This window comes from Mesorhizobium kowhaii (assembly GCF_003253745.1).
GTDB classification, from domain to species: Bacteria; Pseudomonadota; Alphaproteobacteria; order Rhizobiales; family Rhizobiaceae; genus Mesorhizobium; species Mesorhizobium kowhaii.
This window is the reverse complement of sequence record NZ_MZXV01000080.1, coordinates 366,570-388,664: the sequence shown is the minus strand read 5'-3', so window position 1 is coordinate 388,664 and position 22,095 is coordinate 366,570. Positions and strand designations below refer to the sequence as shown.

The 22,095-nt window shown below is 62.1% G+C and carries 24 protein-coding genes; 12 read left to right on the top strand and 12 right to left on the bottom strand.

Features of this window, described 5'->3' with window-relative positions:
* Positions 1 to 120 precede the first annotated feature (120 nt).
* From B5V02_RS37400 to B5V02_RS37380, 5 genes are all read right to left on the bottom strand, one after another.
* The gene (locus B5V02_RS37400) at positions 121 to 1,284 is read right to left on the bottom strand and encodes an FAD-dependent oxidoreductase (RefSeq protein WP_167458815.1); all 1,164 of its coding nucleotides are present in this window, start codon (positions 1,282 to 1,284) and stop codon (positions 121 to 123) included.
* Positions 1,285 to 1,292: 8 nt separating this feature from the next.
* Positions 1,293 to 2,513 carry an acyl-CoA dehydrogenase family protein gene (locus B5V02_RS37395; protein WP_111548924.1) on the bottom strand — a complete coding sequence of 407 codons (1,221 nt, stop codon included), beginning with the start codon at positions 2,511 to 2,513 and terminating at the stop codon, positions 1,293 to 1,295.
* 10 nt (positions 2,514 to 2,523) lie between these two features.
* Entirely contained in the window at positions 2,524 to 3,561 is a 1,038-nt protein-coding gene (locus B5V02_RS37390) for an ABC transporter substrate-binding protein (RefSeq protein WP_111548923.1), read from the bottom strand.
* 9 nt (positions 3,562 to 3,570) lie between these two features.
* On the bottom strand, positions 3,571 to 4,755 hold the full coding sequence (locus B5V02_RS37385; RefSeq protein ID WP_111548922.1) for an LLM class flavin-dependent oxidoreductase: 1,185 nt from the start codon (positions 4,753 to 4,755) through the stop codon (positions 3,571 to 3,573).
* Positions 4,756 to 4,819: 64 nt separating this feature from the next.
* Positions 4,820 to 6,430: an ABC transporter substrate-binding protein gene (locus tag B5V02_RS37380; RefSeq protein ID WP_111548976.1), complete on the bottom strand. Its 1,611-nt coding sequence runs from the start codon at positions 6,428 to 6,430 to the stop codon at positions 4,820 to 4,822.
* Positions 6,431 to 6,744: 314 nt separating this feature from the next.
* On the opposite strand from B5V02_RS37380, the gene B5V02_RS37375 reads away from it, so the two are divergent.
* The 6 genes from B5V02_RS37375 to msuE all read left to right on the top strand — a co-directional run bounded on the left by B5V02_RS37375 (position 6,745) and on the right by msuE (position 12,395).
* The gene (locus B5V02_RS37375) at positions 6,745 to 7,731 is read left to right on the top strand and encodes an ABC transporter permease (RefSeq protein ID WP_111548921.1); all 987 of its coding nucleotides are present in this window, start codon (positions 6,745 to 6,747) and stop codon (positions 7,729 to 7,731) included.
* Positions 7,731 to 8,729 carry an ABC transporter permease gene (locus B5V02_RS37370; protein ID WP_111548920.1) on the top strand — a complete coding sequence of 333 codons (999 nt, stop codon included), beginning with the start codon at positions 7,731 to 7,733 and terminating at the stop codon, positions 8,727 to 8,729. The genes B5V02_RS37375 and B5V02_RS37370 overlap by 1 nt, the downstream gene beginning before the upstream one ends.
* Before the next feature lie 2 nt (positions 8,730 to 8,731).
* On the top strand, positions 8,732 to 9,730 hold the full coding sequence (locus B5V02_RS37365; RefSeq protein ID WP_111548919.1) for an ABC transporter ATP-binding protein: 999 nt from the start codon (positions 8,732 to 8,734) through the stop codon (positions 9,728 to 9,730).
* Positions 9,708 to 10,655 carry an ABC transporter ATP-binding protein gene (locus tag B5V02_RS37360; RefSeq protein WP_111548918.1) on the top strand — a complete coding sequence of 316 codons (948 nt, stop codon included), beginning with the start codon at positions 9,708 to 9,710 and terminating at the stop codon, positions 10,653 to 10,655. Before B5V02_RS37365 ends, B5V02_RS37360 begins: the two co-directional genes overlap by 23 nt.
* Before the next feature lie 20 nt (positions 10,656 to 10,675).
* Positions 10,676 to 11,731 carry an aldo/keto reductase gene (locus B5V02_RS37355; RefSeq protein WP_111548917.1) on the top strand — a complete coding sequence of 352 codons (1,056 nt, stop codon included), beginning with the start codon at positions 10,676 to 10,678 and terminating at the stop codon, positions 11,729 to 11,731.
* Positions 11,732 to 11,804: 73 nt separating this feature from the next.
* Positions 11,805 to 12,395 (top strand): FMN reductase, encoded by a 591-nt coding sequence (gene msuE / locus B5V02_RS37350; protein ID WP_111548916.1) that lies wholly within the window; start codon positions 11,805 to 11,807, stop codon positions 12,393 to 12,395.
* A 76-nt stretch (positions 12,396 to 12,471) separates the two neighbouring features.
* Here the strand turns inward: msuE and B5V02_RS37345 are convergent, their stop codons facing one another.
* Positions 12,472 to 12,819 carry a BRA0787 family protein gene (locus tag B5V02_RS37345; RefSeq protein WP_111548915.1) on the bottom strand — a complete coding sequence of 116 codons (348 nt, stop codon included), beginning with the start codon at positions 12,817 to 12,819 and terminating at the stop codon, positions 12,472 to 12,474.
* Positions 12,820 to 13,695: 876 nt separating this feature from the next.
* On the opposite strand from B5V02_RS37345, the gene B5V02_RS42870 reads away from it, so the two are divergent.
* From B5V02_RS42870 to B5V02_RS37325, 3 genes are read left to right on the top strand one after another with little or no spacing between them, the layout of a single operon-like run.
* Positions 13,696 to 13,794, top strand: coding sequence for a DUF982 domain-containing protein (locus B5V02_RS42870; protein ID WP_111548914.1), 99 nt, complete (start codon positions 13,696 to 13,698; stop codon positions 13,792 to 13,794).
* 56 nt (positions 13,795 to 13,850) lie between these two features.
* On the top strand, positions 13,851 to 14,036 hold the full coding sequence (locus tag B5V02_RS37330) for a hypothetical protein (protein WP_245446379.1): 186 nt from the start codon (positions 13,851 to 13,853) through the stop codon (positions 14,034 to 14,036).
* Entirely contained in the window at positions 14,033 to 14,194 is a 162-nt protein-coding gene (locus tag B5V02_RS37325) for a hypothetical protein (protein WP_208647195.1), read from the top strand. Before B5V02_RS37330 ends, B5V02_RS37325 begins: the two co-directional genes overlap by 4 nt.
* 68 nt (positions 14,195 to 14,262) lie before the next feature.
* Here B5V02_RS37325 and B5V02_RS42085 read toward each other — a convergent pair whose 3' ends face one another.
* The 3 genes from B5V02_RS42085 to B5V02_RS42080 form a co-directional block, all read right to left on the bottom strand.
* The gene (locus B5V02_RS42085; RefSeq protein ID WP_245446378.1) at positions 14,263 to 14,613 is read right to left on the bottom strand and encodes a hypothetical protein; all 351 of its coding nucleotides are present in this window, start codon (positions 14,611 to 14,613) and stop codon (positions 14,263 to 14,265) included.
* A gap of 141 nt (positions 14,614 to 14,754) precedes the next feature.
* Positions 14,755 to 15,198 (bottom strand): hypothetical protein, encoded by a 444-nt coding sequence (locus tag B5V02_RS37315; RefSeq protein ID WP_111548913.1) that lies wholly within the window; start codon positions 15,196 to 15,198, stop codon positions 14,755 to 14,757.
* 326 nt (positions 15,199 to 15,524) lie between these two features.
* Positions 15,525 to 15,800: a hypothetical protein gene (locus B5V02_RS42080; protein ID WP_245446377.1), complete on the bottom strand. Its 276-nt coding sequence runs from the start codon at positions 15,798 to 15,800 to the stop codon at positions 15,525 to 15,527.
* Positions 15,801 to 16,169: 369 nt separating this feature from the next.
* On the opposite strand from B5V02_RS42080, the gene B5V02_RS37305 reads away from it, so the two are divergent.
* Both B5V02_RS37305 and B5V02_RS40955 read left to right on the top strand, forming a co-directional pair.
* The gene (locus B5V02_RS37305; protein ID WP_111548912.1) at positions 16,170 to 16,541 is read left to right on the top strand and encodes a response regulator; all 372 of its coding nucleotides are present in this window, start codon (positions 16,170 to 16,172) and stop codon (positions 16,539 to 16,541) included.
* Between the two features lie 43 nt (positions 16,542 to 16,584).
* Entirely contained in the window at positions 16,585 to 16,866 is a 282-nt protein-coding gene (locus tag B5V02_RS40955; protein ID WP_167458814.1) for a hypothetical protein, read from the top strand.
* 22 nt (positions 16,867 to 16,888) lie between these two features.
* On the opposite strand, the gene B5V02_RS37295 is transcribed toward B5V02_RS40955, so the two are convergent.
* The gene (locus B5V02_RS37295; protein ID WP_111548911.1) at positions 16,889 to 18,259 is read right to left on the bottom strand and encodes a tyrosine-type recombinase/integrase; all 1,371 of its coding nucleotides are present in this window, start codon (positions 18,257 to 18,259) and stop codon (positions 16,889 to 16,891) included.
* Positions 18,260 to 19,059: 800 nt separating this feature from the next.
* Between B5V02_RS37295 and B5V02_RS37290 the strand changes: the two genes are divergently transcribed.
* Positions 19,060 to 20,937: an adenylate/guanylate cyclase domain-containing protein gene (locus B5V02_RS37290; protein WP_425374452.1), complete on the top strand. Its 1,878-nt coding sequence runs from the start codon at positions 19,060 to 19,062 to the stop codon at positions 20,935 to 20,937.
* 359 nt (positions 20,938 to 21,296) lie between these two features.
* Here B5V02_RS37290 and B5V02_RS37285 read toward each other — a convergent pair whose 3' ends face one another.
* Both B5V02_RS37285 and B5V02_RS37280 read right to left on the bottom strand, forming a co-directional pair.
* Positions 21,297 to 21,629, bottom strand: coding sequence for a hypothetical protein (locus B5V02_RS37285; protein ID WP_245446376.1), 333 nt, complete (start codon positions 21,627 to 21,629; stop codon positions 21,297 to 21,299).
* 201 nt (positions 21,630 to 21,830) lie between these two features.
* On the bottom strand, positions 21,831 to 22,076 hold the full coding sequence (locus B5V02_RS37280; protein WP_111548909.1) for a DUF982 domain-containing protein: 246 nt from the start codon (positions 22,074 to 22,076) through the stop codon (positions 21,831 to 21,833).
* Positions 22,077 to 22,095: the final 19 nt, after the last annotated feature.

Here is a 22,095-nt window from a genome sequence, read left to right as displayed (position 1 = left end):
CGGGTGATTTTCAGGGGTCGCTATTCGGCGGCTTCCTTTTGGCGGCGGCGGCCCGAGAGCACATTCTTCTGCATCGCCGTCAGCGAAGATCGTACCGCATCGGCGCCGTGCTCCAGCATCTTATGCCTCATAGTCCGACAGCGCCTTGAGAAGCGGCTTGTCGCCGCGTTTGGTGGCCACCAGTTCCGGCACCAGCAGCCCGGCGTCGTAGATCGCGGTGTTGCCGCCGAGCGCACGGAAATAGGTCATGGCATGGATGGCGTCGCCAAGCAGTGTCACCCGTTTCGTCGGCCATGGCTCGACAGGCTCCGAGCTGTGGACGTGAAGCAGGGCGACCGTCGACGGATCTGTGTAGCGGATGAGATTGAGGATCTCCGGATGCCAGTGGCCGATCTTCGACAGCAGCAGGTCGAGCAACTCTGAGCCGGAGAGCTTTGCCAGCACGTCATCCGTGGCCAGCTCGTCCTTCTCGTATGCGGTGTTCCACCAGACATAGCTGGTGGTGTTGTTGAAATGGAAACCGGCAATGTCCTTGTGGGTGTCGTCGTCCAGCCCGATCAGCCCATATTTGCGATAGGCCTCGACATTGACCCGGTGGCTGGTGACCATCAGCCCGTGACCTTCCGTCGGCCTGATGCCGGCATTGTAGTCGAGCAGCAGCGGCGAGATCTGGTGAAGGGCTGCCGCGTGCAGCGTCATCTTGCCGGCCAGGCGCCGCACACCTGTGTCGAAGCTTCGCGCATGCGGCACCAGCTGTTGGCGCACGCGCGAGCGGGCGCCGTCGGCACCGACCAGAACATCGACATGAATTGTCGAGCCGTCCTCGAAATGCGCCGTAACCGAGCCGTCCGGCTGCTCCTCATAGCGTGAAAAGACCTTGCCGTAGCGCACGATACCGTCGAGGCCGGACAGCAGCACTTGGCGCAGCGTGATGCGGCTCACCGACTTTTCGATATGCGTGTCGTCCGCCTCGCCCGCCGCGTTGCCGCCGCCCCAGGCGTCCTCGCCCAAAGTCTCGAAGTTCTCGTCGAGCAGGATATTGCGATCCGGGGCCTGGCCAAGTGTGGCGACAAAAGCCGCGTAGAGGTCCGGCGGCAAATTGGCGATCAGCGAATCGATGCCGCGCTGGCGGATGCGCAGACGAAAACCCTGGACATAATCGGTGCGGGCGCGATCCTTCTCGAAGACTGCGACATTGATGCCGTTCTTCTTCAGGCCCTGCGCCAGTGTCAGGCCACCAGGGCCTCCGCCGATGATGGCGACTTCGACATGGTCAGATATCATGGCGTCGCTCACCCGACCGCCTTTAGCCTGTGTTTGACAGCGGCAATAGCCGGCGGCTCTGCCACTTGGCCGGCAGCGTGGCGGCTAAGCGCCGCCTTGGCGGCGATCGTGCGGATCATATGGTTCTGCGGCGCGTGCGAGCGTGCGGTCAGCGCATCGCGGTGGTGACGCTCGAGCTGGAAATCTCTGTTAAGGCCAGGATTACCAGCAAGCTCCAGCGCCAGCGAGGTGACGGCAACGGCATTGTCGATGACGACATGCCTGACCGTCATGCCGTCGGTGCCGACCGGCCGGCCGGCGTCGACGTCTTCGGCGAGCGAACGCAGCAGCCGCGTGCTGGTCGCAAGCCGGACCTCGATCTCGCCCAGCCCCACCTGGATGTGCGGCACGGTCGACAGCGGCGCGCCGAGGCTCGCCGGCGCATGCGTGGTGACGAAGGAGACCAGCCGGTCACGGGCAGCGCGGGCCGCACCGTGGTAGACGGCGCCGATCAGTGAAAAGAAGAACGCCGTCGATCCTTCTTCACGTCGAAGCGGTTCGGACGCTGGTTGCGCCTCGGTGATGTCTTCGATGGGCACCGCGACATTGTCGAGAATGACATCGTCGCTGGAGGTGGCCCGCATGCCGGCGGCGTTCCATGTCTTTTCGACGCGCAACCCCGGCGCATTGGTCGGCACCAGGAACGAGGCGAGGCGCGGTTGCGGCTCGTCGGTCAGCGCCAGCAGGTTCACCCATGTCAGGATGGGAATGCCGGTGACGTAGTTCTTGTGGCCGGTTATCCGCCAGACATTGCCGTCGCGCCGGGCAATGGTTTCGGGCGGCTTGCCGTGGGCGGGTGAGCCGATCCCCGGCTCGGCCTGCGCGGCGTTGATCAAGGCAGGGCCGAGACGGCCGGCCTCGACAATGCGCTGCACCAGATGGCGCGGCCATTTCCCGGATTTCCGCAGCGCATACTGGCTGTTGTAATGCATGGCCAGCACCAGCGCGGTCGACGGTTCGCCACGGCCGATCTCGGCGATCACCGCCTGGGCTTCCGTCAGCCCGCCACCCAAGCCGCCATGCTCGCGCGCCGTGACCAGACCAAGCAGCCCGGCCTGGTGAAGCCGGCCGAAATTGGCGAAGGGAAATTCCCCGGTCGCGTCGTGATGCGCGGCGGTCAGCGCGAAGTCGTCGGCAAGGCCAGCTGCCGTGTCGAGAAGTTGCGGAAATTCGGGGATCGTCGAGGTCATGAGCTTCCTCTCAGGCGGCGGCGCGGATGGTCACCAGATCGAGCGGCCGGCGATCGACCCATGTTCCGACGTCGAAATCGCTGGCGAGAAAACCCCAGTCGCGCAGGAAATCCTTGTAGTGGGAAACCGCCGCGACGAGCTCGGGCTGCAGTCCGAGGCCGAGATGCTTGTGGACATCCGGCCCGTTGGCAGCCAGCACCTGTTCTTCGGTGGCGCCGGATTCGCGGGCGACGAAGCGGCGCGTCTCGTCCGGATGCGCCTCGGCCCAGGTGCTGGCGCGCAGGATCGTCTCGATCAGGCGCGCGACCAGATCGGGGCGCTCTTCGGCCAGCAGATCATCGACGGTCAGCACACGCGGCGAACCGGAATTGATGCGGATGTTCGGGTCGGGGTGGAAGCCGAATTCGGCGACCTGGATGGCGCCGATCAGATTGGCGACATTGATGCCGGCCGTGCCTTTGACATAGATGGCGTCGACCTCGCCACGGATTAGCGCGGCGGCCTCCTCGCCATAGACCTGCTTGCGCTTGAGGCCGAACAGCGATGGTCCTTCCTGGCCATCGAGCACGCTGTCGGTCAGCGCGATGTCGACAATCTCGACGTCGGCATGGCTGAGGCCTTCGAGCGACAGCGCCGAGACCAGTCCCTTCAACGCCGTCGCCCGCATGAAGTCGACAATGCCTTCGGGGCGCCGGGCGATGCCGAAGCGGCGGCCTTTCAGGTCCTGGGTCGTCCGGATGCCGGTACCGGGCAAGGTGGTGATCGCCTGGAATTCGTCGGTCCAGGTGATGCCGACGAGACGCGTCTTGCGCCCTTCGGAGCGCGCGCGGATCGGCGGCACGTTGCCGCCGTGGCGGAACGACCAGTCGAGCGTGTGGTTGAAATGGCTCTGGCGGATATCGCGGTTGGGCGAGTCGATGATCGACTTCAATTCGATCCCTTCCTTGCGGAAGGTCTCGTCCAAGAGCCCGAGCTGCGCCGCAAGCCCGACAGGCGTCGGCACCGGGCAGCGTGTGTACCAGATTTCGGAGATCGCAGTCGTGGTCATGAATACTCCTCAGGCGTTGCGCAGGCCGGCCTGCTTCATCAGCGGCAGGATGTTCTCGCCGAAGAATTCGAGGTCGGGCTTGAAGTCGAAGAAGGACAGCTGCAGGCCGTCTATGCCGGCGTCCTTGAGCTTGACGAACTGGTCGACGATCTGTTCGGGCGTGCCGATGAGATAGATGTTGCCGCCGACCTTGGCGTAGGGATCGTCGCGGCCTTCGCGGCCCTTCCATGCCTGGGCGTCGCTGTTGAAGGTCTGGAAGCCTTTCGGCGTGCGGCTGTCGGCATGGGCGACGATCTCGTCGGCGACCGCCCAGGCTTCCTTCTCGGTCGGACGGCTGATGACCAGCGGATTGAGCAGCGTGCGCACGGTGCGGCCGACGCCGAGGGCTGCGTCCTTGACCTTCTTGGTATGCGCCGGCAGTGCCTCCAGCGCGCTGGCGATGTCGGAGCCGGCCGGGCTGGTGACGAAGACGATGTCGGAGTAACGGCCGGCAAAGGCGATGCCGGCATCGGAGCCGGTGGCGTTGACCAGGATCGGCCGACCGTAATTCGGCTTCGGCGTGACGAAGCCGCCATTGAGCTTCCAGCTCGATTCTCCGGAGAAGGAGAAATTCTCATCATCCTGCCACAGCCGCTGCAGCACCTCGACGAATTCGGCCGCCAGTTCGTAGCGGCGGTCATGCTCGATCCGGTTCCAGCCGAACATTTCATGTTCGACGGCGCGATGACCGGTGACCACGTTGATGCCCCAGCGGCCGCCGGAAATATGGTCGAGCGTGGCGCCGAATTTGGCCAGATGCAGCGGATGCCAGGGCCCATAGAGAACATGCATGGTCGAGATCAGCATGATCTTTTTGGTGATCGCGGCCATGGCCGCGACGGACACGAAGCTGTCCAGCGCCTGGCCGTTGAAGACACCGCCGTAGCCGCCCTTGGGCAGCCATTGGCTGAGCGCGAAGACGAGGTCGAAGCCAAGCTCTTCGGCCTTGAGCGTCAGGTCGCGATTGTAGTCGAAGCGCCAGTCGGTCGAGCGCGGCAGGGTGGAGTTGGTCCAGCCGCCGGCCTGGATCGGCAGGAACAGCCCGAGCAGCACCGGCTGCTGAAGCGCTTTCGACAGCGGGCTGTCCGGATAGTCGGTCGGCGCCTTGAAGAAGGGTGTGCCGACGATGGAACCAGGCTTGTGGGCGAGCGTCATGGGGGGTCTCTCGGGGAAGGAGAAAGAGAAGCCATGCGCGAAGCACCGCGCATGGGGCGGCGGATCAGGCGACGATATGGGCTGAAGCGAGGCTACCGGCATTGCCCTCGGCGCCCACCGTGTGATCGGCGATGCGCCTGTTGTAGAGGGTGATTTCCGGCTGGCTAACGATGCCGATGTCGGGCAGGTCCTCGACAAGGATCTGCTGGATCGCGGCCCATTGCTCGAAGCGCTTTTCGTGATCGACCTCGACGGCGGCCGCTTCAAGCAGCTCATCCACCTTGGGATTGCTGTATTTCGACCCGTTGGAGAACGGCACGCCCGGCTTGAAATTCTTCGACCAGTAGAGCCGCTGCACGCCGACCGTCGGGTCGAACAGATTGCTCATGCCGTTGAAGGTGAAGTCGAAATCGCGGTCGGTGTAGATGCGCTTTGTGTAGGTGGCGAAATCCTGGCTGCGCACGGTGACCTCGACACCGACCGCGGCCAGTGCCTGCTTGATGTAGTCGGCGCCGCGCTTGTAGGTCTCGCCGCTCGGGACATAGTCGTGGACAAGCTTGAGGCGTGTGCCGTCGGCGTCGCGCGGCAAGCCTGCTTCGTCGAGCAGTTTCTCGGCGGCGGCTGCGTCGACCGGATAGGTCTTCAGGTCGGCGACGAACCACTTTTTCAGATTGGGGTTGATCGGACCGGGAATGGTCTCGCCATAGCCATAGTTGATCGTGTCGCGGATGACGTTGCGGTCGATGACGTGGGCGAAGGCGCGGCGGACCCGAACATCCTGGAAGTAGGGCTTCTCCAGGTTGAACTCGACCCGGCTGACACCATTGGAATACTGATAGCCCTGCTTCTCGAAGCCGATATGCGGCAGCGTTTCGAAGCGCTGCAAATCGCTGTACGGGATCGGCGTTGCCGGCGCCAGGTCGATCTCGCCGGTCTCCAGCGCCAGCGCGCGCGCCGAAGCGTCGGGGATGAAACGGACGATCAGCCGGTCGAGATAGGGGCGCGGCGCATCCCAATAGTCTGGATTGCGGTCGTAGACGATGTGGCTGCCGCGGACCCATTCCTTGAAGACGAACGGGCCGGTGCCGACCGGCGCGTTGTTGACCGGATTTTCGGCTGCCTTGCTGCCGTCATAGAGGTGCTTGGGCACGATCGGCGTCTCGGCCGCGGCCAGCGCCGTGATCAGGTAAGGCGCCGGCTTCGACAGGACCAGTGTCACGGTCAGCGGATCCGGTGTCTGGATGTCGACAAGATTGAGGAAGGTGTTGCGGCCACGCGGATGAACATCCTTGATCGTGGCGATCGAGTAGGCGACGTCAGCGGCGGTGAATGGCTGGCCATCATGCCACTTCACACCTTCGCCCAGTTTGAAGGTGTATTGCAGGCCATCGTCGCTGACCGACCATTGCCTGGCCAGCGACGGGCGCGGCGTGAGATCGAAATCATAGGTCAGCAGACCCTCGGTGGTCTTTGCCGAGACGTAGACGGAATTGAACGCCGTGTGGGCGATCGTCGTCAGCACCGGCGGCTCGGCCGAGAGCAGCAGCGTCGCCGTCCCACCCAGTCTCGGCTCGGCTGCGTAGGCGCTGCGCGATGCAGGCAACAGGGCCGCTCCGAGCGCGGTTGCCGACAGGCCAAGGAACCTGCGGCGGTTCGGCGTGAGGAAATGAGACATGGCGCTCTGGTCCTTTTTTGCTGCCGGCATCGATCGGCCGGTCGTCGACAGCCGGGTAAAAAATCCATCGTTCCAAGAGCCGGCCCGTTTGTGAAAAGATTTGGCCGCTCTGCTCCCGCACTTAAGATTTCATACTTCAAACAGCTATTTTTGTAGCATGAAATAAAATTCTATTCTGCAATGTCGCCATTTACAGAATAAAATTTCTTAAATCAGATTTGACAATGTCTATAAATCTTGTCAACTAAAAAGCGCGGAACTTTCCGGGAAACAGCAAACCCGCATCGTCAGCCACAGCCGGGATAGCGAAAACGATGTCGACCCTGACGCGCATTGGCAGAACCTTCCGACGCACGGCCATCCAGGCGGTGCCGACGGTTCTGGGCATCGTCGTCCTGAACTTCTTCCTGCTGCAGCTTGCGCCGGGCGATGCCGCCGACGTCATGGCTGGCGAGGCCGGTTCGGCCACGGTGGAAACCATGGCGGCGCTGCGCCAGCGCTTCGGGCTCGACAATCCGCTGCTCGTCCAGCTGTTCAACTATCTCTACAACCTGGCGCATTTCAGCCTCGGCTTTTCGCCGCGCTACGGCATGCCGGTCGCCGACCTGATCGGCCAGCGGCTACCGGGAACGCTGTTGCTGATGGCGGTGGCGCTGACCATCGCCATCGCACTCGGTCTCGTCCTCGGATCGTTGATGGCAGTGTTCTCCGGTCGCCTGCCGGATCGTCTGCTTTCGGTCGTTTCGCTGCTGTTCTATTCGATCCCGGGCTTCTGGATCGGGTTGATGCTGATCGTGCTGTTCTCGGTCAAGCTAGGCTGGCTGCCGAGTGGCGGTTCGGGAACCATCGGCAGCAACCTGACCGGCCTTGCCGGTCTCTGGGACAAGGTGCGCTACATGATCCTGCCGGCGCTGTCGCTGGCACTGTTCTACGTGGCGATCTATGCGCGGCTGACCCGCGCGGCAATGCTGGAAGTCCAGTCGCAGGACTATGTGCGCACCGCCGCCGCCAAGGGCCTGTCGCCGACCGTCATCACCATCCGGCATGTCTTGCGCAACGCGCTGATCCCCATCACCACCATGGCCGGCATGCATGTTGGCGGCATGCTTGGCGGTGCCGTGGTCGTCGAGACTGTCTATTCCTGGCCTGGCCTCGGGCGTCTTGCCTTCGAGGCGGTCATGGGCCGCGATTTTACCGTGCTGCTCGGCATCCTGCTGCTGTCGTCGCTGCTGGTCATCGTCGCCAATGCGACGGTCGATCTGCTGCACGCCTGGCTCGATCCCCGCATCGGAGTACGCTGATGGCTTCCACCGATTTCACCGCCGGCGAGGCCCGCTCCCGCCGCGCCTATGCCGAGGCTCGCGAGCCTGCGGTACCGGCTGAACCCGAAGCCAGGAGCTGGAGCAACCTCCACGCGCCGGACGCGCGCTCTGCCTCGGCGGCGTCGGTACCTATTGCCGCCGGTGGCCGGGCGCTGAAGGTTTTCCTGCGCAATCCCAACGCCATGTTCGGCGTGGTGTTCCTGTCGCTGGTCGTGCTGGCTGCCCTGCTGGCGCCCGTCGTCTATCCGGCCGATCCGTTGTCGATGGTGGCGCGGCCCTTCCTGTGGCCGGGCCAGAATCCGGCCTTCCCGCTGGGCACGGATTCCATGGGCCGCGACGTGCTTTCCGGCATCCTGCATGGCGCCCGGATTTCGCTGTTCGTCGGCCTGGTGGCGACCGCGCTCGGTCTCAGCTTCGGCATCCTTGTCGGCGCCACCGCCGGCTATTTCGGCGGCTGGATCGACGACCTGCTGGTGCGCCTGATCGAGATATTTCAGACCATTCCGAGCTTCGTGCTTCTGGTGGTCATGGTGGCGATCGCGCAGCCGACCGCGCCTGTGGTGACGGTGGCGATCGCCGTCATCACCTGGCCGACGGTGGCGCGGCTGACCCGTGCCGAATTCCGGGCTATTCGCGAGAAGGATTTCGTCATGGCCGCCCGCAGCCTCGGCTACGGCCATGCCCGCATCATCTTCCGCGAGATCCTGCCCAATGCGCTGCCGCCTTTGATCGTGACCTCATCGGTGATGGTGGCAACCGCGATCCTGATGGAATCGGCGCTGTCCTTCATGGGTCTCGGCGATCCCAACGTCGTCAGTTGGGGTTCGATGATCGGAGCGGGCAGGGAACTGATCCGCACCGCCTGGTATCTGACGGCGCTTCCGGGACTGGCGATCGTCTTCACCGTGCTGGCGCTGAACCTAATTGGCGACGGCCTCAACGACGCGCTCAATCCGCGCTTCTCGCAGGAGCGCTAGAGATGGCCGCTCCTTTGCTCAAGGTCGACAATCTGACGGTTCGCTTCCCGACCACCGAGCCGGTCAGCCGGCTGAGCTTCGAGGTTGGCGAAGGCGAGACGCTGGCGATCGTCGGTGAATCGGGCTCCGGCAAGTCGCTGACAGCACTTGCCCTGATGCAGCTTTTGCCGCGCTCGGCAAAAATCCCCAACGGCCGGATCGAATTCGCCGGCAGGGACCTGTTCGGTCTCGACCAGAAGGCGATGCGGAACCTGCGCGGACGCGAGATCGCGATGATCTTCCAGGAGCCGATGACGTCGCTCAATCCAGTGCTGACCATCGGCCGGCAGATCACCGAGGTGCTGACACTACACGAAGGCATACGCGGCAAGGCAGCGCGGAGCCGTGCCATCGAGCTTCTCAATCTGGTGCGCATTCCCGATCCGCAGCGGCGCATCGACGACTATCCGCACCAGCTTTCCGGCGGCATGCGCCAGCGCGTCATGATCGCCATCGCCGTTGCCTGCCGGCCGCGCCTGCTGATCGCCGACGAGCCTACGACGGCTTTGGACGTGACCATCCAGGCGCAGGTGCTCGACCTCCTCGATACGCTGCGCCGCGAATTGTCTATGGCGGTGGTGCTCATCACCCACGATCTCGGTGTCGTCGCGCAATGGGCCGACAAGGTCGTGGTCATGTATGCCGGCCGCAAGGTCGAGCAGGCACTGCCAGGTGCATTGTTCAGAACCCCGCTTCATCCCTACACGCGCGGCCTGCTGGCGGCGTCGCCGCGGCTGAAGACCAATCTCCATTACCGCGACGCCAGGCTGACGGAGATTCCCGGCAGCATCGTCTCGGCCGCCGGCGAGAAGGGCTGCCCGTTCCGGCCGCGTTGCGCGGTGGCGCGCGACAGCTGCGCCCATTTCGTGCCCGATCTCGTCGAAGTCAGCGAAGACCGGTTGGTGGCTTGCCCCTACAGCTTCATTCCGGAGGTTGCGCATGGCGCTGCTTTCGGTCTCTGACCTCTCCACGCATTTTCATGCCCAGGGTGGTGCGCTGCGCGCCGTCGACGGCGTTTCCCTCGAGGTCGAGCGCGGCGAAACGGTTGGTCTCGTCGGCGAGAGCGGTTGCGGAAAGTCGACACTCGGCAAGACCATCATGCGGCTGGTCGATCCGACGGGCGGCAAGATCGAGTTCAACGGCATCGACATCACCGTGCTCGACGCTCGCCGGCTGAAGGCGGCGCGGCGCAACATCCAGATGATTTTCCAGGATCCGTTCGCGTCGCTCAACCCACGCCACACGATCGGCGATATTTTGACGGCGCCGCTGAAAGTCCATGGCATCGGCAACAAGGCCGAGCGGCGCAAGATTGTCGAGGACATCATCGAGCGTGTCGGTTTGCCAAGAGATTCGCTTGGCCGCTACCCACATGAATTTTCCGGCGGTCAGCGCCAGCGCATCGGCATTGCCCGCGCGCTGATCCTCAATCCGGAACTGGTCGTCTGCGACGAGCCTGTGTCGGCGCTCGATCTCTCCATCCAGGCGCAGATCCTCAACCTTTTGGTCGACATGAAGCGGCAGCTCGGCCTGTCCTATCTCTTCATCTCGCACGATCTCTCGGTGGTCCGCTATTTCGCCGACCGGGTGCTGGTCATGTATCTCGGCCGCATCGTCGAAAGCGCCGACAATGCAACGCTGTGGACCTCGCCGAAGCATCCCTACACGCTCGCGCTGATGGACGCCGTGCCCGACCCGGCGCGCCGTCGCCAGGCCGCACCGATCCACGGAGATCTGCCGAGCCCGCAGAACATCCCGAGCGGTTGCCGCTTTCACACGCGCTGCCCGCTGGCGACTGATCTCTGCCGTTCGCAGGAACCGGCGTTCCGGGCGGTCGCGCCCGGACACCACGTCGCCTGCCATTACGCCGAACCAACCCTCAACTGAAAGTTCAACGGAGCAGAACAATGTCCGATTACCGCTATCTTGGCCGTAGCGCCCTGAAGGTTTCCCCGCTCAGCCTCGGCACGATGATGTTCGGCGGGCCGACCGAGGAAAATGTCGCGCATCGCATCATCGACAAGGCGCGCGAGCAAGGCATCAATTTCATCGACACCGCCGACGTCTATCACAATGGCAAGTCCGAGGAAGTCGTCGGCCGCGGCATCAAGGCGACGCGCGATCATTGGGTTGTGGCGACCAAATTCGTCAACTCGCATGACAAGGGTCCCAATCTCGGCGGCCATTCGCGCAAATGGGTGATCCAGACCGTCGAGAACAGCCTGCGGCGCCTCGGAACCGACTACATCGACCTCTTCTACTTCCACCGCGCCGTCTTCGATGCGCCGCTGGAAGAGCCGGTGCGGGCGATCGCCGACCTGATCCGCCAGGGCAAGCTGCGTTATTTCGGCGTCTCCAACTTCCGTGGCTGGCGCATCGCGGAAGTCGCGCATCTGGCCGATGAACTCGGCATCGACCGGCCGGTGGCCAGCCAGCCGCTCTACAACATCGTCAACCGCACCGCCGAAGCCGAGCAGTTGCCGGCAGCCGCCTATTATGGTCTCGGCGTCGTCTCTTACAGCCCGTTGGCGCGTGGCGTGCTGACCGGGAAATACGAGCCGAACCAGGCGCCTGCGGCGGACACGCGAGCCGGCCGTGGCGACAAGCGCATCGCCGAGACCGAATGGCGTCCGGAGTCGATCGAGATCGCCAGGCAGATCGCCGCGCACGCAAAGTCGCGTGGGGTCTCCGCCACCGATTTCGCGTTGGCCTGGGTGCTGAACAACCGGCTGATCACGGCGGCAATTGCCGGTCCGCGCACCGAGGAACAGTGGGACAGCTACGCCAAGGCACTGGACTTCAGGCTGAGCGCCGAGGACGAGGCCTTTGTCGACCACCTCGTCACCGCCGGCCATGCCTCGACGCACCGCTTTAACGATCCGAGCCATCCGGTCGAAGGCCGCGTGCCGCGTTCGGAGCCGGCAGTACCGATCCCGCTGACGCGGCCTCTGCGCGCCGCCTGACAGTCGCTCACGAAATGGCGGGGTCAGTGGCCCCGCCTGAGTTTCCAATCGCATCGGACAGATGGGAGAATCCATGAATTTCCATGTCGAACGGCTGCGCCAGAACGTCGTCGTGCTGTCAGGCAACACCCACAGGCCGTCGAAATCACGGACGCTGGCGCATCATCTCGGTGAGGCGCTGCGCGAAAAACTGTCGGTCACGGCGAATTTCCTCGATCTCGTCGATGCCGGCCGCGGTCTGGGTGCCGCGTTCACGCGAAAGGAGTTGACGCCGGAGGCGCTGAATGTGGTGGAGGCCATCGAGCAGGCCGACGCGCTGATCGTGACGACGCCGGTCTACAACGGCTCCTATGCCGGCCTGTTCAAGCATCTGTTCGACCTCATTGATCCGCTGACGCTCGTCGACCGGCCGGTTCTGATCGGCGCGACTGGCGGTGGCCAGCGCCACGCGCTGGTGGTCGAACACCAGCTTCGCCCACTGTTCGGCTTTTATTCGGCGCTGACAGTGCCGAGCGCCGTCTGTGGCAGCGACAGCGATTTTGCCGACGGCAAGCTTGTGGACCCGCTCGTCCTGGCGCGAGCCGGGCAGGCCGTGGACCAGTTCGCGGCCCTGCTTTCAGCGCGCCAGCCGAGGAGCAACCTGGTCAGGCTGGCCTCGGGCTGACGGATACAGTGCCAAGGCGAGCGAGGAGCGTCCCAAGGCGCGGCGCGTCTGAAGGGCTTACACAACGCGCCGCAAGTTATTGTGCCAAGCGGACGTAGTCGTCGCCCCGAAGGCGCTTCACGCACAAGGCGCGAAGGACGAGAGCGGCATCGGCGTAGGTGATCGCCCTTTCGCCGCTGGAAATCAGTGCGTCACCGACGATATCCAGGACATCGGCCTCGATGCGCCAAGGCAGCATGTCGGTGCAGGTCCGCATCCGACCGAAGACCGAACTGATCGGGATCATGTGGTTCTCGAATTCCACTTGCGGCTCGTCCGTCCCCGGAGTCCAGGTCTGGTAAGCCTCCAAAGCCTCGTAGAAAGCTCCGTGCAAATGGATCGGTGCATGGCCCTCATGCAGTGCGGGCAAAAGGCGTGTGGTCATCGGTCTCCTCCATCATCGCAGCAGCAACCATGCTGCCAGGGAACCCCCGCATTTCGATTAGGCGCTTTGGTTCATTTCCATGAAGCGAACGCGGCAGCGTCTACCAATAGCCGCATGTGCCGACGCCCCAGTAGAAGCCTTCATCCCGTTCCGGGCGACGAGAGTCCGTTTCCGGCCTGAAATCGGCTCCCGCCTTGGGCGACCCCGCTAGACGGTGCGAAAGTTCCGAAGCTGGGAAAAGAGTGTCGATCACCGCTCTGAGGCGGCCTGGAACTGTCTCCAGGAATGTCTGCGTCATCGTCATCTCCTGATCATATGAACACGAATGGCGAAAGTGTCAGGCACTTGAACTCACAGTATGACGTGCTCTGCAGCAAATGTCTATAAAACTTGTAGACATTGCTTTGGTAAGGAGCGAGCCACAACCGGCCAGACGAAATGCCACACGGAATGGAGCATTTCCAGGCGAGAGGAGCCTCAACCGGAGTCCTCGCTACTAGGTTCGCCACCGAATACGAGAAGATACGAAGGATCTGGCTGGGCTAACCACCCGCCAACTGGTTGTTTTTGTTGAAAAGACGACGTCCCACCGGGATCTCCGGATCTCTCCGGCAGAATTCGATGAGGTCACAGCGGAACTGGGACGGACACTGGACTTCTTCAAGGTCCCGAAGCCCGAGAAGGCCGAGGTCCTGGCAGCCTTCGCCGCCCACAAGGACGAGGTCACCGCCGACTATGTCAAAGCTAAGGGCTGAAGCATCCTGTGTTTCCCGGGGTAGACGATCCCGCCCAGATTTGGCTGGGCGGAGATTGTTAGCTGCGCGCCGACGAGGTGATCGAACAGACCTGCTGTCTGCTGCGCCATGAGTCCGCCAGATGATGGACGTAATGGAGCAGCGCAAGACCGTGAGTGTCGCGAGAAATGCATTCGTCGGCGCTGCCAAGGAGGCAGGGGTGTTCATTCGTCAGGACTAGACGCGGAACTCTCCGAAATCTTGCTCGTTGTGGTTATTGCAAAAGGAGTCTCCGCCATGGGCAAAGACAACATCCCCAACGACAACCCAGCTCCCACCATCGACCCGGACAACGTGTTGGATGTCGAGGCACTGGCCCTTCGAACCGGCATCACGGGCGACCAAGCGCAGGCACTGATTGATCGCATCGGCAACGACCGCGAGGCCTTGGAGCAGGCGGCAAGGGAGCTTAAGAAGCCATGATGACCAAGAAGAAGACCGAAGGAGAAGACAAGAAGGCCCAGCACCTGGCCGAGACCACGGACGTATCCCCGAAGCAGGCGAAGGACCTCATGCGTGAGCACGGCAAAGACAGCCCAAAGGTCGAGAAGGAAGCGAAGAACTTCAAGGCCGAAGGCTGAGCCACCGGCTTGTGGCTGTCCTAGCTTGAGGGCACAGAGGCGGGCAGCTTGTTCTCAATTGCATTCTGCTAAGTACTGCCGGCATCATCCCTATCGTGAATGATCGATATCCCACGCACTGCCGCCTTTTTGATTATCAGCCCTTCCAAATCGGCATCGGAGCGCTCAGTGCCTGTGCGCTGCCTCAGCATGGCTATTGTGGCCTTGACCGATATGCGGTGCTCGCTCAGTATTTTGTCGATCACGGCAGCTACGTCAGTTGGTTCCCTATGCGGCGGTTGCATGGTGTTGGCCTCCGGCCAACCAAAAGATTGCGCTTCAAAACTATCAAAGTCGAGTCGACTGAAACTCAAGGCCGAAGGCTGAGCCGGACTCTCGGCTAGTCTTCCTAGCATCCGTCCGCCTGTGGTGCCGGCCATACCAAAGCCGTAACTTACCGCAGGGCGTCAGGTGATCTGGCGGGACGGGGATTGAGAAGGCTGCTTTCGACCCCTTTTAAAACTTCACAGGGTCCGTTTTCCGATTCGAGTCCAAGTACCAAGGTTGCGCTGTAGACTGATCTAAACGGATGCTCGATGGACGGCGTAGGCGATGATCAGGCCGAAACCGAGCATGGCCAGCAGGTCCTTGGCGATCTTCGAAATTCCCGGGAGTGGACGACTGGGCGCAACTGAAAGCGGTACGACGATATAGGTCATGACCACGAAAACTCCGACGCCGTAGGCCAGGCCGGTTGCGATCCACATCCTCGCTAGAATCGGCAGCCAAAGGCTGGCTAACCCATATATAGCTGCGATAACGACACTCATCGCCAATTGCAGAAGAAAGCCCGAGGCTGAGGCCAACGCTCCGCCTTTCAGCGCCTTGGGACCAAGAAGACCACTCGCGATGCCGCGCAGGATAGCGAGGGGGCCCTTTCGATTGATCGCCGCCGCCGCGCCGATGTCGAGGATTCCAGCAACCATCCCGCCAATCAGAACGGCGCTCAGCAAATCCGGGCCCATGAAAGTTCCTCCGCCGTTGTCGCGTATACGATCCTGGACGGCGTCTGCTGTCCACCCATTTCAGACGCTTCTCAAAAGCCCCGTTGGGATCTTGGCTAGAACAACGAACCGGAGCCGGTGCCTGCTGCGGAACTTTGATTTGCGTGGCAGGCTCCGGCGCCGTGCGCTGTAGCCGCTTGACCTTCGCCCATGGCGCAGGAAGCCACGTCTCAGTTTCCTCTTGCGTCGTCTGGATTACCGGCATCGCCTTCTTGTGGATCGGCTTGATGAGGGCGTTGGGCGCGGTTGTCAGGAAGCCATAGACCTCGTGCTCGCCGGGCCGTCCTTCACCTTGCGCACCCCTGCCAAGGCGTCCAGAGGCCAGCAAGGAAGAACAGCGGGCGGTCTTCGTTCAGCGCGAACCAGTAGTTCCCCTGGATGCCTGTCTCGGAGTCCTTGTCGTTCTCCACGGGGCTGGGCTCCGCGAAGCTGGTCACCGGCACCACGCTCAACTCCAAGATACTGCTGCGGCCGTACTGCGGGTTGCGGATATTGGTGGTGCCGTAGTCGGCCTTGCCCTTCACCCGCTCCAATAGCGTCGGCAAGCAGCCTTGCAAGCTCACGTTCGCCGTCCGGTGCATTGCGCACCACCGGGCCGGGCTGATTGGGATAAATGTCAATGGACGGCTCAAGGTTGCCTAGAATGTCCCGTAAGGCGCGGGTCCACTGGCGGATGGCCTCTTGGCTGGTGGTGATGTTGTATAGGTTGCACATGGCTGCGAAGGTGCCCCAACAGCTTCCTCTTCGCTACGCCATTTTGGGGCTACCCGGGCTCCGCAACTGTCCAATTCTACCCCTCGGATTTTCCGTCGATTTGAGACGCCATTGACGAAAATCGCACTGGGGGATTTACTCACAACGTCACCAGCCAATGTGAGGGCGCTGGTGCTTGAGAGCGACCATCAATCTCTCGCCCCGGCTGGGAGGGCGCGATGGACCGCCAGACGTGTGCATCAGTTGTTCTTTTAGAAGACGAAGCGCTAATTGCGCTCGATGTTGAGTACTCGCTGCGCAATGCGGGCTTCAATGTTCTCGGCGTTTTCTCATCGTGCGCCGCCACGCTGGAGTGGTTGAAGACCAACTCGCCCGACGTAGCGGTGCTAGATATCGACCTTCGTGATGGGGACTGCGTATCAATCGCCAAAGTGCTTTGCGCCCGCAAAATCCCGTTTGTTGTTCATTCAGGAAGTCCAGCGAGTTCGGGCTATCACGACCCAATTTTCCTCAAAGGAAAATGGGTTGCGAAACCTTGCTCACCCTCTGACCTAGCTGATGCGGTCACTGCGTCTCTTGCACTAGCCTAATGCGGTGGCTTCCGCCCTCCATATCCATCACAGGCGGCAGATCATGCGGCAACATCCTGACTGCGACGACCTCGATGACCACAGCAGTTCGAGCCGTGAAGATCAGAATCTGGCAACGAGTGAATACGAGCCTTCGGGGCCGTCGCAAAAATCGGTCGCCCAGCGCCGACTTTTTGCGCGAGACATTTGCGACAGCCAAGCCCTTGATCGGACTGAGACGTCCGGCAGCTCGGAAAATCAGGAATTACGCGACAAGATCACGGCTTTTGCCGCCTCAACGAAGCCCGATCCACCCGGCCCCCGCGTGATCCAGCACGGCGGCTGAGGAATCTGATCGAGGTATGCGGTCACGGTGCTGACGCCCACCGTATGCTGAAAGAACGAAAACATGGGCGCGTCGTTCCAACCTTGGTACGGGACGGGTATTTCCCATCTTCGAGGCCCGTCAGCGGGGCTGACGGTCTGACCTCCTTTGCCGGCTCCGGCGCTTTGCTCGGCGCGGCTTCGACAGCCTCCGGCGCGGGCAGGATGATTGCCGGCGCGTTGGGCGTCACAACCAATCGGCGACGGGCTGCGACCACGTCAGCGGCCAAGCGGACTGGGTCATCCTCGTTGTGAATGTAGCGCATGAACATCGCGACGGTCTTGTGGGCGGTCAGGGCCATGCCGACCTTCAACGGCACGCCGGAATTGGCAATGTCCGTCGCGGCGCGATGCCGGATGCCGTGCGTTCCGACATGGGGAATGCCTGCGCGCTTCAGGACCCGTCGCCACCCGTGATGATAGGTGTTCACCGTCATCGATTTGTCGGGATCGAAAATGGATGGGCAGACGAAGGGCGAGTCTTCGAAGCGTGGCGCTTCGCTCAGAAGATGGTGGCCCTCGTCGCTGAGCGGCTTGATCATGTCGCCGGTCTTGCTGTCCGGCCAAGTGACGCGGCGCTGTTCAAGGTCTATCCAAGACCATTCGAGTGACAGCACTTCTGACATCCGAGCGGCGAACTCGAATTGCAGGCGGATCGCCAGGATCAGGAACGGATGTTCGAGCCCGTCACGCTCCGCGGCGTCGAGATAGGTGAAGAGCTTGCGCATCTCGTCGTCGGTGATGAACCGCGTCGAACCCTTCTCTGCATACTTCTGCACATGGCGGCAGGGATTCGACCCGTCCGGCCGATAGCCCCAAATCTCGGAGAGATTGAACATCTTGCGGAGGCAAGCGAGCGTCCGATTTGCGATGATCGGACGGTCGGAGAGCGCCGTCATGAGAGTTGAAATATCCGCTCGCGTCACCTCGTGGACCTTCATCTGGCCGAGGCGCGGGACGATATGGTTCTTGATGTTGAGCTCATTGCCTTCGACCGTGTTCGGCTTGTTGTGCAACTTGGAATACTCTTCGATGAACTTCTCGCAGAGCTGCTTCATGGTCGGCGCGGCGCGAGCGGCGGACTTCTCAGCGCTGGGGTCATTTCCTTGGCGGACCTCGGCCAGCCAGTCTTGGGCGATCTTTCGTGCCTGCTCGACGGTCAGTTCTCCGAAGCGTCCGATGGCGGGCTTTCGGCGAACTCCAGAGTTGGTTTGATACTGGAGCATGAATATCTTGCGCCCCGCTGGTGTGACTTTCACCATAAATCCGGGTACGGTCGTATCCCGGAGTTCATAGTCGTGGTCCCTCGGGGTTGCGGCATCCACCGCGGTCTTTGTGAGCTTGATTTTGGCCATCTATCGTCTCCGAACCTCAAAATTCTAGGAGCCGAATAGGGGCACTCAGGCGGTCGGCTCCCGGCTACTGCCGAAAGCCATGGAGAAGGTTGGCGACCCCACGATGCAAGACAAGTCTTTGATCGTAGTAGGTTTTCGCATTCTTACTTGCATTCGGCGAGGTTCAGCATAGCCGCTCATGGACGGCTCAAAATCGAGTTCCGCAAGGAGTGCTGGTTCGATTCCGGCTAGGGGCACCAATTTCCTACTGAAAATGGCTTACTTCCAGTAGGATACAAGAACTGGATGGATTTCCATCCACCCGAAAATCCACCTTAGAAGGCTTCGTTGGCAGCCCTATGTAGCCCGTACCATGGCCGTCTAGGCGAAAATGGGGGTATTGGTTTGTATGCCTACCTGTTGGGGTCATGACCGCTGCGGCTTTCCAGCCTCAAGCAAACATCCTCCGGCGTCGGACGAGGGACGACAGGGGTTTGAAGTAAGTTGATGATCGCCATCGTCACGAAGAACGTCATTCACGGCCCATTCCCGCCGTTGACCAACAGTCCCACCGCTATCATTCAGCTTCCCCGAAGCGGCCATTGGTGTCGGCGGGAGCGTCAATTCTGCGGACAAAATGACCAAAGAAGGATGCCTAGGGCATCCAATTTGCGGCATGCTCACCTCGATAGTTTGGCCAACAGCAGACATGCCGTTTTGGCGGTGTGGTAGCGGCGCCACTTCGATGGGTGTAGGGTGATCGGCATACTGCATGTACATGCAGGGGCACGATGGTGAGTAGTTCCCCGCTCGACCGGAAGATGCTGGCGATCCTGGCGGCCGATATGGTCGGCTATTCAAAGGCGATGGAGGCCGATGAGGCCGGCACCATTGAGCGATTGAAATCCGTTCGTGCCGAGCTGTTCGACCCCACCATCTCCCTGCACCATGGCCGCCTCATCAAGCTCATGGGCGATGGCGCGCTTGTCGCCTTCGACAGCGTGGTCGACGCAGTCGCCTGCGCAGCGGAAATCCAAAGCGCGGCGGCCGCGCGCAATGAAGGTCTACCCGAGCCTGAGCGCATCGTGTTCCGCATCGGGGTCAATCTGGGTGACGTTGCGCTGGTTGACGGCGATGTCTATGGCGATGGCGTCAATGTCGCCGCGCGATTGCAGCAACTCGCTGATGCTGGCGGCGTGATCGTGTCGGGCACAGCCTTTGACCATCTGCAAGGCAAGCTTGATTGGTCCCTCGATTTCGCTGGCGAGCAACAAGTAAAGAATATCAGCCGTCCGGTGCGGATGTACCGGCTAAGGCTCGATGGCAAGCGGCCGCGCTGGACCTTGCGCAAGGCGATGCCGCGCTGGACCAGGAAGGCTGCGGCGGCCATCGTGGTGCTGGCTCTGGCGGGTGGAGGGACCTGGTGGTTCTTTCAGCCTACGCCACTGGGGGCCAAGCCGTCGGTCGCAGTGCTGCCCTTCAACAACTTTGGCGGCGACGACGCCACCGGGCGTCTGGCCGATGGCCTCACCGAGGACATCATCACCGATCTCGCGCAGTTTCCCGAACTCGACGTCGTGGCACGCAATTCGACGCAAGCGTACAAAGGCAAGTCGGTGGATGTCCGCCAGGTCGCGAGTGCGCTCGACGTCGGCTATGTGCTGGAAGGCTCGATCCAGCGCCAGGGCGGTCGGCTGCGGATCACCGCGCAGTTGATCGATGCAAAAACCGGCAACCATCTGTGGTCGGAGCGATGGGACCGGCCTGCTGAAGACGTATTCGCCGTGCAAACCGAGATCGCCGAGCAGGTCACCAACCGTCTCGGCAACGGCGTGGGGCTGATTCAGGGAGCGGGGCGGGCTGCAGCGAAGCGTAAACGGCCGGACAACTTGACTGTCTATGACTACTATCTGCTCGGAACCGAAAGGATTGAAAAGATTACCGTAGCGGATGAGGAGGAGGCCATTAGGCTGCTCAACCTCGCTGTCAAGCTGGACCCGGAGTTCGCCCGCGCCTGGGTGGAACTCTATCATGCTCATAACATATTGGCTGGCTTCGGTATCAATTCCGAGAGCGAGATCAAGGCGGCTGCCGATGTGGCCGAACGCGCGGTGCGGCTCGATCCGAGCGACGCCGAGGCGCACGCCGTTTTTGGCATGAGCCTCAAAGACAAGGGCGACAACGCCCGCGCCAAGGTCGAGCTGGACACGGCCCTCCGCCTCGCTCCCGGTTCGGCCGAAATCCTGACATTCTATTCCGGCTTTGCGTCAGGCTTCGACGAACCCGAACGCGGCGCTCAGTTGGTCGACCAAGTTATACGGCTCGACCCGAATTACCCGATGTGGGCAACTGGTTTCTACTCCACTGCCTATTTTATGGCTGGCCGCTATGAGGACGCCTTGAAGATGCTGGTACGCAAGACGCCCGATAACTACAGCAAATGGGAATGGGTGATGCGTAGCAGCTCCCTGGCGGCACTGGGTCGAATCGATGAGGCGAATGCTTCGGTTAGGGAAACCCTCAAACGGTATCCGGACCTGACCGTCGAGGGCATGGTCAATGAATTCAGCTCGAGCAAGACGGAGCGCGGTCGTTTCATCGAGACAATGCCGCTCGCCGGCTTCCCGCTTTGCGCCAAGCCCGAGGCGCTGGCAGGGCTCGCCAAACCAGTGCGACTACCGGAATGCGAGACGGGGTAGGCGAATTCGCCTGGGGAGCCATAGAACAGCCCTGTGCAAGGTGCGCGGGCCGCCGATCGCCCCGGTAGCGGCGGGCGCTGACGCAAATGGTTGCGCTGTCGGGCGTTTGTCGGGGCGACGACGGCCATTGCTAGCTGTGGTCGTATGTAAATGCCGGCTAGGGGCACCATTCTTCGACGTCATCTCTTCGAGCCGTCAGATTTCGGTAGCGTCTTCCTGTCTTGCGCGAAGATTATGACATTCGGGCTGGCGGGCAGGTCTTGCCGGTTGGCGCTGTCCGATTGTGCCGTCGTGCAGGCGTCGTTGAACGAGAGTTGCGACTTCTACTGGGCAAGGGCGGCGACGAGGACGCTGAAGCCCTATAGGACGACCACCGACAACAGCAACATGACGCCGATCCCGATCATCAGTAGGCCGGGCCAGTTTTGCGACAGGCCGAGGAAACCGAGCCCGCGACGGCGCGGCTCAAGTGTGGGACCTGGCGTTGCGAGATTTGGCGTCGGGCCATCGGGCGGCGCGGGAAAGGGCGTCGGATCGCTAAGCCGCCCGCGACTAAGGACTGCGAGCGCCATGTAGACAATGCCAGCGACAATGAGCAATGCACCGATCAGGATGACAGCCATTTCTACTCGCTCTTTTCGCTTGGCGAACGCCCCGGATTCGCCGGTTGCCCGCTGATACAGAACGGTCAAGATGGCCGGCAGGTTCCGACAAGGGTCACCTAATGGTTCGCGGCGTGAGCCAAACGGCAACGGAGCAGCAACTCAATTTACCGTGGACGACTGGGAGCTTGCCGCCGACGAGGCCATAGCGACCTGCGGCGGGGAGCCGACCACGCTCTTTGTTGGCGGGGACGTGCCTGACATGGAGTGAGGGTTGGGCGGTCAGGGGGCTTAAGCGGGTGGAAGGAGCATGCTCTCTTCCTTGGCCGCTGCCTCGAATGCCCTGCGGGCGTCCTGAGAGGGCACGTCTCCTTCAATGGCGGCCATGCAGGTCTCAATCGCCTGCTTCCACTTGGGGCCGCGCTTGGTCCACCTGAGGAGTTGCTCAGCGGCGCCCTCGGCGTGACTGACCCCGAAGCGGAGCCCAGGTCGATCAGTCCTAACGTAGACCGGAGGGTTGAACCAATGGAGAGACATGAGGGGATGGTAATGGAGG